The organism is Pseudoalteromonas luteoviolacea (assembly GCF_001696455.1).
Lineage (GTDB): Bacteria > Pseudomonadota > Gammaproteobacteria > Enterobacterales > Alteromonadaceae > Pseudoalteromonas > Pseudoalteromonas luteoviolacea_C.
On the sequence record NZ_MAUJ01000004.1, the window covers coordinates 379,198 to 391,711 of the forward strand.

General features: G+C 40.6%; 7 protein-coding genes and 1 pseudogene. 7 read left to right on the plus strand and 1 reads right to left on the minus strand.

Going from position 1 to position 12,514, the window contains the following annotated elements; genetic code table 11:
* The first annotated feature begins 310 nt into the window (after positions 1-310).
* Positions 311-1,498, plus strand: a complete 1,188-nt coding sequence (locus tag A7985_RS14625) for an NAD(P)/FAD-dependent oxidoreductase (protein WP_065791198.1) — start codon at positions 311-313, stop codon at positions 1,496-1,498.
* A 395-nt stretch (positions 1,499-1,893) separates the two neighbouring features.
* On the opposite strand, the pseudogene A7985_RS14635 reads toward A7985_RS14625, so the two are convergent.
* Positions 1,894-2,954: pseudogene (locus A7985_RS14635) on the minus strand (IS3 family transposase).
* A gap of 531 nt (positions 2,955-3,485) precedes the next feature.
* Here A7985_RS14635 and A7985_RS14645 point away from each other — a divergent pair.
* The 6 genes from A7985_RS14645 (at position 3,486) to A7985_RS14670 (ending at position 12,502) form a co-directional block, all read left to right on the plus strand.
* Entirely contained in the window at positions 3,486-4,784 is a 1,299-nt protein-coding gene (locus tag A7985_RS14645) for an MFS transporter (protein ID WP_065791201.1), read from the plus strand.
* 1 nt (position 4,785) lies between these two features.
* On the plus strand, positions 4,786-6,072 hold the full coding sequence (locus A7985_RS14650; protein WP_065791202.1) for an efflux RND transporter periplasmic adaptor subunit: 1,287 nt from the start codon (positions 4,786-4,788) through the stop codon (positions 6,070-6,072).
* A gap of 164 nt (positions 6,073-6,236) precedes the next feature.
* Positions 6,237-8,624 (plus strand): ABC transporter permease, encoded by a 2,388-nt coding sequence (locus A7985_RS14655; protein WP_065791203.1) that lies wholly within the window; start codon positions 6,237-6,239, stop codon positions 8,622-8,624.
* A 105-nt stretch (positions 8,625-8,729) separates the two neighbouring features.
* Positions 8,730-9,401 carry an ABC transporter ATP-binding protein gene (locus A7985_RS14660; RefSeq protein ID WP_065791204.1) on the plus strand — a complete coding sequence of 224 codons (672 nt, stop codon included), beginning with the start codon at positions 8,730-8,732 and terminating at the stop codon, positions 9,399-9,401.
* 26 nt (positions 9,402-9,427) lie between these two features.
* Positions 9,428-11,044 carry an MBL fold metallo-hydrolase gene (locus A7985_RS14665; RefSeq protein ID WP_218061295.1) on the plus strand — a complete coding sequence of 539 codons (1,617 nt, stop codon included), beginning with the start codon at positions 9,428-9,430 and terminating at the stop codon, positions 11,042-11,044.
* Between the two features lie 129 nt (positions 11,045-11,173).
* Entirely contained in the window at positions 11,174-12,502 is a 1,329-nt protein-coding gene (locus tag A7985_RS14670) for a hypothetical protein (protein ID WP_065791206.1), read from the plus strand.
* Positions 12,503-12,514 lie beyond the last annotated feature (12 nt).

Here is a 12,514-nt window from a genome sequence, read left to right on the forward strand (position 1 = left end):
TTAACAAAAGTAAACTTGGTGTGATTTGTGTGAAAGTATTGTTTTGTTATTTACACTATTGTTTTGGTTATAAGGGGATGGATAAAAGTCTTTATTATTTCATTATCATTATGTTTTTATTACACTTTATCAAAATATTCCCGGTTAAAGAATAAACTATTTCATAATGTAAACGATTGTAAATGATTTATCTCATATTCTAAAAAGTGATAAAAATATGTCTTTTTGATTGTCTTTTGAACTATAAACTCCCCCTTAAGCTTAAAAATAGTTATAATTGCGACATAAGTTTTTCGTTTCAGAGTATACAATGTTGCAATATGACGTAGTGATCATCGGTGCTGGTGCGGCCGGATTAATGTGTGCGGCACAAGCTGGCTATCGTGGACGCAAGGTAGCCATCGTTGATATGGGTAAAAAAGTGGGAAGAAAAATTCTCATTAGTGGTGGTGGACGTTGCAATTTTACCAACGAAAATGCCCGCCCAGAAAACTACCTATGCGCAAATCCACACTTTGTGAAGTCCAGTTTAAGTCGTTACACACAGCATGATTTTATTGAACTGGTTGACCGTCACGGGCTTGCTTATCACCATAAAACACTTGGTCAATTATTTTGTGATAACAGTGCACAAGACATTGTGGATATTCTAATGACTGAGTGCGAGTGGGCTGGGGTCGAAGTCTTCTTACGTAACGAAGTACTTAAAGTGTCCCGCGATGAACAAGGTACATATATAGTCACAACCTCTGATCATACATTTACCTGTGAATCTTTGGTGGTGGCATCTGGCGGGCTCACCATGCCAAAGCTGGGCGCCTCTCCAATTGGGTATAAAATTGCGGAGCAATTTGGCTTACAGTTATTACCTACCACCGCTGCATTGGTGCCGTTTACGCTGCATGATCATGACAAAGCACGTTTTGAAGGGCTTTCTGGGATCAGTGTAGACAGCTTAGTGACAAGCGATGATGGCACACAGTTTAGAGAAAACATCTTATTTACACACCGTGGCCTATCCGGTCCGGCTATTTTACAGATCTCCTCATTTTGGGAAGCTGGGCAAGCTGTGAGTATCAATTTACTTCCAGACACGCACATTGCAGAGCTATTACATGATTGGCGCCAAAACCAAGGGCAAAAATCAGTCAAAAATTTACTGGGTCAGCTACTCCCTAAGCGTTTTGTGGATGTATTAATCGCAGAAAATACGGTACCAGATAAGCCTGCTAACCAGCTTTCTCATGGCGAGATTGACACCATTGCCAGCACATTAAGTCACTGGCAAATCAAACCTAATGGCACCGAAGGCTATCGTACCGCCGAAGTTACATTAGGCGGTGTTAACAGCGATGAACTGAGTTCCAAAACCTTTGAAGCGAAAAAAGCCAAAGGCCTCTACTTTATTGGTGAAGTGACCGAAGTCACCGGCTGGCTTGGCGGGTACAACTTCCAATATGCGTGGTCAAGCGGCTGGGCATGTGGGCAGGTGTGTTAGTTAGTTTTGACGAATGTAAACAGAGATTTTTGGAATTAAACAAAGAAAACTGGCATTAAACAAGGAATTACTCCCCTTGTTTGCCCAGCATACTCGTAGTTTTATAACTAATAGTTGCTGTTAGGCCTTAATAGGGTTTTACATTTTTCTAACTATGGATATAGAAACGTTAACATAGAGGTGATGTCGTTTTTAATGTTTCTATTCTCTTAGGACTGAAACCACTGCTAAGTAATTCAAAATCGCAGAGTTCAACTGTTGCTTTTTTACCTTCATCGGCAACTCTATAAATACAGCCACTTGCTGTTTTAAGTAAACCTTCCTTGGGGTTGATTTCAACCAATTTTGAGGTGCAAATGTAACTACCCCAACTTTAGTACAGTTCATTAGTAGAATTATGCTGCTTCAAGATAACTCATTGGAGTTTGATCTCCTATTGCATCGAGAGGCCATTCATAATTATAAATATCTAACCATTTATCTGCCATATCACGAACCTGCTGAAGTGACTCAAACAGATATAAAGCCAATACTTCATTCTCGATAGCTGCGATTAAATCGCTCAACAAAACTGTTCTGATATGGGCTATCTGGTTTAATAAACTTAAGTTTTATGCACTTTTCAGCAGCCCAATTTTCCAGAGCACTCTATGTAAATTCAGGACCATTATCCACTCGAATTTGTTTTGGTTTTCCGCGCCATGCAATGACCCGTTCCAACACCCGAATAACTCGTTCAGCAGTGAGGCTTGTATCGATCTGAATCGCTAATGCTTGGCGGTTGTAATCATCTAGTATATTCAGTGTTCTAAAACGATGTCCGTAGTTGAGCGTTTCGCTCATAAAATCCATCGACCACGAATCATTATGTTTGTTCGGTGCGCGTGTTGGTACACGGCGTTTTCCTTTTCGTTTAAGGTTGAGTGTAAGCATGTTATACACTCGCTCAACACGCTTTTTATTCCGTACTTTGCCGTGATGCCTAAGTCGTTTAAACAGCTTTGGCATGCCCCACCTAGGGTGCCGCTCAGCAAGCGCTAACAAAGCATCAATCACATCATCATCCAATGGTCGCTTGCATTTATAGTAATAAACGCTTCGCCCTATACCCGCTACGTTACAAGCAAATGCTACGCTAACCTCAAACCGTGCTCGTAAGTGCTCGACCCAAGCTCTGCGTCTACTTGTTTTTACGCTTTTTTGAGATGATTTCCTCGAGCATTGAGTGTTTTAAACTGAGAGTCGCAATTATATCTTTTAGCTTGCGGTTTTCATCTTCAGGCTCTTTTAAACGTTTTACATCAGAGGCTTCCATCCCACCATATTTAGAACGCCACATATAAAACGTACTTTGGCCAACGCCGTGTTTACGACATATCTCTGGTACAGGCGCACCAGATTCAGCTTCTTTGATCATGCCCACGATCTGTGTTTCAGTGAACTTACTTTTTCGCATCGTAAAATTTCCTTCTTATATTGATAGAAATTCTACTTATGAACTGCTTCTGTTTATGGGGGAGTTACAGGTAGAGAGGAATTTAATCGGGGAACGGTTCAAGAAATTGTAGATGCGCTATTTTAAATCGATTCAATGATAAATTGAGGTGTTGAATTACGGTTTCACCTGTTTCAATTGGACCGGTGTGGAATCTATTCATGTAATTTAGGTGAATTGAATTAGATTTCATCTTAAAGGCCGCTATGAGATTTACTTATGGTCGATATATTTTACTTTTTATAATGGTTTTTAGCTTCCCATAAATAAGAATATAAGTAGGTGTCAATAATAAATTCTAAACTAATAAGGCTTCTAGCTTTTCTGAATTGTTAATTATACCAAATTTTGGAATATTCACTGTTTATATTAATGCTAATTTTAAGTTTTTAAAAACACTTGAATTATTTGTTTCTTTGTGATTATTCTATTTTACCAGCCTTTATTGAAGGCAGTAGATGGAACCTAAGGCAGTGCAGAAAGGATGCTTTTATGTTGTTGATGAAATATGCCTCGGGCATAATGTCAGATAAAAATATTAAGATTATAGTGTTGGGTGCTATAACATCTTTATTTTCTACAGTCTCTTTCACGGTCACTGTTGCTTTACAAGTAATGGCTATTACTGGCAGTGCAATGGATTTGGGAATAACATTTCTAATTAGTACTGTTCCGTATATTATCTTCGGCATAATTGCAGGTATAGTATGCGATCGTTATAACCGAAAAAATATTATTATTTATTCAGATGGCATCAAGATATGTATGAGTGTCGCATTTCTGCTTGCTCTTCAAATAGTGCCTGACAGTGGTATGATATGGTTGTTGTATTGCGTTTCATTCGTATTATCTACGCTTGAAGTCTTTTCTGTTGCTGCCGTCAATAGTATTATCCCGCAAGTTGTCCCAAGAGAGAAAATTCTGGACACCAATAGTATAAAAAACTCTCTTACTCGCGCTTTTTCGGTTTTTGCTCCTGCGCTTAGTGTTATTTTGTTTTCGTTTTATGGGATAGAAGCGACTGTTTTTATTCTGATTTTATGCTATATGGTTTCGTTCATTGTGGAGCGTCAACTTGACTACACATTCGAGCCAAAAGAGGTAAATCCCCAACGAGGAGTTTTTGCACTATTTTCTTCGGAGTTACATGAAGGGGGGCGGATTTATACTCAAGATGCTCGTGTTATTTCATTAAGTGTAAATGGATTTCTAACACACTTTTTTATGTTTCCTTTTCTGGTGATTGGGTTGCCATTCATCATTATTAAAGTCCTCAGTGGTGCTAAAATTGAATATGGTATTGTTGAATCAATCACAGCGATTGGTATCATTTTATCTGTTTTTTTAATTCCAAAACTTCGAAATCTAGGTACTAGCAAAAATCTGTTTATTGGCATGATAGGTATGTTTGTTGGTTCATCTATGTTCTTAGCCCTTTTGCTACCGGAAGCTCAAGCTTTGTTCATTGAAAACCAATTAGCTAGACTGCTTTTCTTTTCAAGTGCGTGCCTCATTATATTTATATCTTTTGGCTTTTATGGCGCTTTTTTTTCCAGTTTTCTACACCAAAACATTCCACCGCATAAACTAGGAAAAGGCATGGCATTTCAAATGGTAATCATGTCGTCTGGTCGAGCTCTAGGTCTCTTGGTTTTTGGATATTTATTTACCGTGTCTTATGAACTGGCCATAGCAGTTATGGTTTTCGGAATGTTTGCAAAATTCATCATCCACATACCCTTCGTGATTGCAGAGCGCAATTTACAAATCGTAATAAAGGAGGCTCAGTAGCATGGACCGAAAAATAACTAAGAAAAAATGGACAGGCAAACGGCAATTTATGCTTGTCTCGTCAGTGGCACTTTTATCCCTTGTCACCTACAGCATGCTAAGTCAGTCGAAGGGGGGCAGTAGTATCGAAGTTGATCCGAGTAGATTGGACATTGCGCAAGTCACTTCAGAGCAGTTCTCTGAATTTGCCCCAGTAAGTGGAGTCGTACTAGCAGAAGATACTGTTTTCTTGGATTTGGAAGAAGGTGGTATTGTAGAAGACATCTTTATCGAAAGTGGTCAAAAGGTTAAAAAAGGCGAGTTAATCCTGAGTTTCTCAAACTCAACGATACAAAAACAAACTATTGACTCCGAAGCCAGAGTACTAGAAAACTTTGATCGCCTGCGCAACACAAAAATTGCTATCACAGAGAAAAAATTACTGCTCAAAGACAAACTCCTTGATTTGGATTACGAGATCAAAGAGCAAAAACGAGAGCTAAATACCTTCATCAGCCTAAATAAAAGTTATGAAAAACAGGTGTCTAGAATAGATGTTGAATCAAGCCAAGACAAACTGGACTACCTGATTGGCAAGCGCGAGTTACTACTTGAACGCATTGAGCGAGAAAACCAACTTCGCGAACAGCAAAACGATCAAGTAGACAAGTCCATCATGCGAGTAAAGCAAAGCCTAAAAGTATTATCTCAAATTAGTGACAGCCTTAACGTTCGGGCACCGATTGACGGTTTCCTCTCCTCCATGAGCGCCGAAAAAGGACAAAGTTTTCAAAGAGGGGCGCGAATTGGCCAAATCGACAAACTTGGAAAATTTGTTGTTAGGGCTGACGTTGACCAATATTTCATCTCCAAAGTGTCTTCAGACCTCACAGGAGCCTTCGATTTTGACGGCAGCAGCTATGACCTGCGAGTAACCAAAATTTATCCCGAAGTAAAAAATAACGTCTTCCAAATTGATTTGGAATTTGTTGGTGACGTAGCTGATGGCATTAAACGCGGCCAGTCGTTACAGATTGATTTAAATCTCAGCAAGACAAGTGTTACCAATGTCATACCCAAAGGCGGGTTTTACCAACACACGGGAGGGCGCTGGTTGTATGTAATAAAGGACAACGGCAAACGAGCTGAAAAAGTAAGTATTCAACCAGGAAAACAAAACCCGAAAAGTCTAGAAGTTGTAAAGGGCTTAAAACAGGGTGACTGGGTTATAACGTCAAGTTATGAGCAGTTTAACGGAGCAGATGAAATCGTATTTTCAGAAGCATTAAATACGATTTTTTCAGGCTAACTGTCAAAAAAATAAGAAAATTGTTCATCAAGTGAGATAGCCAAGTGATTGAGCAAGCGCATTTCTAAACCGCGCAATCACACAAAACTTGATACCCATTTGTAAATTTAAATATGAAATGGACCAATCTCTGCGAGATTAAAGCCAAGAGGAAGTACCACCTAATGTTTGAACTTTCTTCAATACTCAACACGATACAAAGCCATAAACTCTACAATTCTATTCGAATAATGAGTTTAATTATTGGACTCGTAACAAGCGCTATTTTACTTTTCCATGTGGCTGAAGAACTTAACTTTGATAACAACGTCATTGATCAGCCGTCGCTCTATCGAGTCAACACCGACGTTAACATTAGCGGCAATCAATTTAAAACCGCGACAGCGCCCGCTCCACTCGCAGATTTAATGCTGAGAGAGTTCAGTGAGGTAGTTGATGTGGCAAGGGTGCTTGCTGACCTACCTGTAGTTGTCACCTTTAATAATCAAAAGTTCAAGGAAGCGAAGTTTTACTATTCACAGCCTTCCATCTTCAACATGTTTGATTTCAAATTTCTTCATGGTGAAGCACAGTCTAGCCTCGAAAGGCCAAACTCCATCGTCATCACAGAGTCAGTAGCGGCGAAGTACGGCGAGCCCGAATCTCTAATGCATAAGAACATTACGATTAACGACAAGGCATACAAGATTACAGGCATCATCTCTGATCCCGAGAGAAACTCGCATATGTCTCCAAGAGCCTTCATATCGATTTCGTCCATCGGTACGGAGAGAAACGTAGTATGGTCGTCGCTAAACGATCACTCCTATATTCGCCTTGCGAATGGCGTATCGAAGCAGCAAATAGAAAGGGCTCTTCCCGATGTGCACAATAAATTTTCAGAGGAAGTTTACGCTCGATTCAATGCCAAAGTGGTGTTCTCATTGCAAGAAGTTGCAGATATTCACTTCGGTGAAAAACTGAGATACGAGTTAGATCCAACTAAAATTGGCGACATTTCTGATATCTACTTATCGCTGTTCGTTGCTGTACTTATTATTGTGCTTGCGAGTACAAACTACGCCATTTTAAGTATTGCGATTTCCATGAAACGCGCCAAAGAAATAGGCATCCGTAAGGTGCTTGGTGCAGATCGGAAGCAAATTATGATTGATAGTTTACTTGAATCGTTGGTACTAGTTTTGGGTATTCTGGTCGTGAGTGGCGTTCTAATTTACTTATTGATCCCTATTTTTAATGCCGAATTCGCCACCACGATTTCTTACTCCACTTTTTTCAGTTGGGAGTTTTTAGCTGCAGTATTAACCGTCGGTGTGATTGTTGGACTAGTGTGTGCGTGGTATCCAGCTCTTTACTTGTCGAGCTTCGAACCGATTAAAGTACTTAAGAGCCAACAACTTGAACGCAGTTCAAAATTCCCACTTAGAAGCCTTTTATTAGTCGTTCAGTTGTTACTCGTGGTGTTTATGATCGCCTGTACATGGATTGTATCTGAACAATTCCAATACTTGAGAAACACAGACTTAGGCTTCAATCACAAGAACATTATTCAACTGAACTTGGGTAGAGAAGCCAAAGCCAACTTCGAAGCTTTGAAACAAGAAATGAAGGCTGACCATGACGTGATTGAAGTGGCCTCTGCGACTGCGATGCCTGGCGGTGGTGGTGCCATCATTTCAAACTCATTTGAAATTGAGCGCGAAGAAGGCGGCACTGATATTCGTGTTACCAAGAACTTTATGGTTGACGAAAAATTTGATGATGTCGCTGAACTCCAGATGACTGACGGACGCTTTTTCGATAAGCAGTATTCAACTGATGAGTCAGGAGTTGTTGTTAACGAAGCCTTTGTTAAGTCTATGGGATGGAGCAATCCAATTGGGAAACGGATGGAAAAAATCTTAAACCAAAACATGGACAAGAAGGCATTCCGCGTAATTGGTGTAGTAAAAGATTTCCATTTCCGTGGCTTCTATGAAGAAATTGAGCCACTTGTAATGACCTATCAAGAGGCAAATACACTAGCGCTATTGCGAGTGAGTGAAAGTAATTCACCTGCTTTACAAATGCGATTGCGCCCTATCTTCGAAAGAAACATACAGAACCAAATTTTCGAGCCGCAATATGTCGAAGATGGGTTCTACGACCAGTATCAAAAAGAAGAGCAAAAGAGCAGTGTGCTGTTTTTCTTCACTACGCTTGCAATCATTATCTCAGTAGTAGGCGTTTTTGGTATTGCCTCTTACGACATCAAGCAAAAATCAAAAGAGCTGGCAATTCGAACCGTTCTCGGAGCTTCCTCAAAAGAGCTAAGCCTGTTGCTAGTAAACAACATATTCAAGCTAATCGTGATTGCGAACATCATCGCTTTACCACTGGCATTCTTATTTATGCAGGATTACCTGAAGAAGTTTGCCTATCACATCGAAATAGGCGCCGTACCTTTCGTTGTTTCAGCAGTCATCGTCATCCTGATCACAGGATTAACCATGAGCTGGCACATCATCTCTGCGCTAAGAGATAAGCCAATCAACGCCTTGAGAGATGAATAAGTCAACTAATCGAATTAAGCAAAACACATAGATGTTGTATGTGTTGATGGGGCGGAGTCTCTAAAGCGGCCCATGATTACAAACAAGATTAAAAGGAAATTGAAAATGATTGCTATCAAAGAACTAACGAAAATTCATACTACTGAAGAGGTTGAAACTACTGTACTAGACAACCTTGATTTAGAAGTTAAAGAAGGTGAGTTTGTAGCGGTAATGGGGCCTTCCGGCTGCGGTAAGTCTACTTTGTTAAACATCTTAGGTATGTTGGACTCTGCAACATCTGGCACTTTTAAATTTCTAAACCAAGACATCCAACAGCAGTCGAGCAGAGAAAGAGCAGCTGTTCGCAAAGAAAACATCGGATTTGTTTTCCAAAGCTTTAACCTAATCGATAACCTTACTGTCTTCCAAAATGTAGAGCTTCCTCTCGTTTATCAAGGTGTTAAAAAGTCTGAACGAATCAAATTAGTTGATGAACTGCTAGAGAAAATGGGCATTATGCACCGCAGAAACCACCTTCCTCTGCAGCTCTCTGGTGGGCAACAACAACGCGTCGCGGTAGCTCGAGCAGTCGTAAGCAAACCAAAGCTTATCTTAGCTGACGAACCAACCGGTAATCTCGATTCGAGTAGTAGTGATGATGCGCTCGATATCCTCAGAAAGTTAAACAATGAAGGCACCACTATCGTCATGGTAACGCACTCAGATTACGACGCTGGATTCGCTAGTCGCGTCATTCGATTAGCCGATGGAAAAGTCGTCGATCAAGCAGCCTAAAACAAAAACTAAAATGCTTTGGAGAAGTGAAAGTGTTAACGGATAAACCGGTATATTTAAAACCTAACGTTGTGATTGAGCCATTGTTTGATAACTGGTACGCATGGATGCATTTGATATCCCCTGTGACTGCAGCACGCAATGTTGCCAAACGTCACCTACCAATTATGCGCTCGTATGTACAAGCAGAAGCTGTACATGCGGCAGCGACCAAAAACCCGAAGATGAAAGGTGGTCCTTTTGTTGATTATGCCTACTCTAGAACCCAAGAAGTTAAAGACTTAATTCTAGATACAGAGGTGAAAAACAAAGATCTTTTGGAGCTCTCTGACGCCATTGACGAGCTAAATAAAATTGTTGAAAACCACCCGAAAGGTGCGTCCACAGATGGTCTTTATGCGAAAGTTCCAGAGCCATTAAAAGGACTTATTGAACTTGTATTTGATATTCACAACAACCTGTCTTTCCGACTGATTGAACCGCTTTTTTATAAAAGCAAATTCTTTGACAAGAGCGCTCAGAGTGTTTGTATCTGGAAGACAGACAGTCACCATAGGCCTTTCGTTTTAAGTACTCCTCGTATCAAAGATGCAGAGCCTGAAGTCTTACACTTCCCACTAGCATTTGATTCAGAAGTGATCGATATGTTGGGCGAAATGAAATTTACGCCCCGTCCAGCCAGAGACATTTTCGAAAAGCTATCAATGACAGATGAGCAAAAAGAAGTATTCAAGACCTTCTTTACGCCAGTGCAAGAGCGCTCTTATACGCAATGTCCAGAGAACGAAGTCCGAGTAAGGTATTTTGGTCATGCCTGTATGCTTATTGAAACGGCGTCGACGTCGATTCTGATCGACCCAATGGTTGCATATCAACGATTCGAAGCGTCAGAAGAACAATACTCATATGCGGACTTGCCAGACAATATTGATTATGTGGTTATTACGCACAATCACCAAGACCACATTCTGCTCGAAACACTGCTTCCTCTGAGACACAAAATTAAACACTTCATTGTGCCAGCGGCAGCTAGTGGTGCGTTGCAAGACCCAAGCATAAAGCTCGCAATGGAGAGTGTTGGTTTCGATAATATTATAGAGCTACGAGAACTGGAGACAGTTAAGGCTGGTGACTGTGAAGTTACTGGTATTCCATTTTTTGGTGAGCATGCAGATTTAAACATTCAAGCCAAGTTGTGTTTTCTAATTAAAGCCGGTGGCAAAAACATGCTGTTTACCGCCGACTCAACAGTCCACGAATCCAAAACATACGACTTTGTAAACGACATTGTTGGGCGTACTGATTTCATATTTATGGGTATGGAATGTGATGGTGCACCGCTTTCGTGGTTATACGGACCTTTACTTAGTAAAAAGCTGCCAAAAGAGATAGATAAGTCACGTCGACTAAACGGGTCTGACTACGAACAAGCAATAAAACTCGTAGACATCTTCCAACCTGAGGAAGTGTATGTCTACGCAATGGGGCAAGAACCCTGCGTTGAGTTCATCAGCAGTATCAAATATACCGATGAGTCTCGACCCATCGTCGAGTCAAACAAATTAGTTGAAGAATGCAAAGCTAGGAACATTAAGTCTGAGCGACTCTACGGCGCAAAGGAGTTTGTCTATGTATTCAGCTAATTAGCACCAAGCGCTTGTAAATTACGAATTAGTCCACGACCCATAGAGTATGCTCAGTTGCGAGCATTCGACACTGCTTGATCTGACAGGTTACGCTCGAGCTATTGAATTCAGAAAGGTATTACATCAATGGAAAATTTAGCTAGCTATAACGAAGAATGGATTGGCTCTTTCCTTGCCAATAAAGACTACATAACTAAACGCTCTGTATTGAAAAACATGTCTAATTTCGTGCGAAAAGACGGCGCACATTTAGTCAAGATGGTACCTATTCCCCTTATCATGCAAGAGCAAGTATTTAACGGGCTTGCACAAGCGGCTGACCTGATCGTTGAGGCGCAAACCAAAATCTTGTCCACATTGTGTAATGAGTTTAATCACGAACAGTTACTAGATATGTTCGATCTTGCCCCTGATTTTGTTGACTTTGTCGACTGGGAAGAGCTTATCGAAAACAACAACATGATAGCCCGCTTTGACATTATTCCGTCAGCAGACGGGTATCACTTCTGTGAGTTCAATTTTGGGTCTCCCATAGGCGGTTGCGAAGAAGGCTTTTGCCATACTCAATACATCGATCAATTGGACCTGCCAAGTAACCACCCCAAACCCATACCACGTTTTGAAATGGCGGAATTTTTCAAACCACTGATCGAACAGAAAAACATCGACAACATTGTGTTGCTCAGTATGAGAAGCCATCGATTCATCGGTTATTTCTCACTGGAACATTTTAGATCTGAGCTAGAGAAAGTGTTCCCAAACCTCTCTGTCACAATCCATGATGAAGTTAGCTATCCCAAGTCTTTATTAGGGCCTGGTAAAGGCCTAAACACATTGGTTTACAGAATGTTTGTCGCTGACGACGTCTGCGAAAATTTATACTTCTTCACGTCGCTTTGGCAAAGCCAAGCAACTGTAGTTAACTCATTCGAATCAGAAATTCGCGGCAATAAAAAGTGGTTATCAATGTTTCACTCTGCACGCTTTCGGCAATGCCTTGATGAAAAAGAGCTGGCGGCCATTGATCAATATATCCCTGAAACATTATCTCTTGCAGAAAACGAATTAACCTCGTTTCTGGATGCCAAAGAAGATTATGTTTTCAAGTTTGAAAACTCATTTGGCGGCAAAGGGATCGTGTTTGGTGACCAAGAAACTGTCGAGGATTTAAAAAAAAGAATCTACAGTACGGGCCAGCAAAACTGGTCTGCACAAAAGCGCATCGTGTCAACTCAGTTAGATGTACCACACACCATTAAAGGCGAAATCCAATCCCACCATACGGTATTGGGAATGATTATAGTGGGTAATCATCACATGGGCATGAACATAAAGTTAAGTCGCTCTAACAGAATAGTGAACGTGAGTTCTGGAGAAGCGTTAACGGGTTGGGCTTTCCCTATGAGTGAACAAGCAAAAAAAGAAATTATTGCGGCATTACCGTCGAAAGGTTAAGCAGTTAAACGG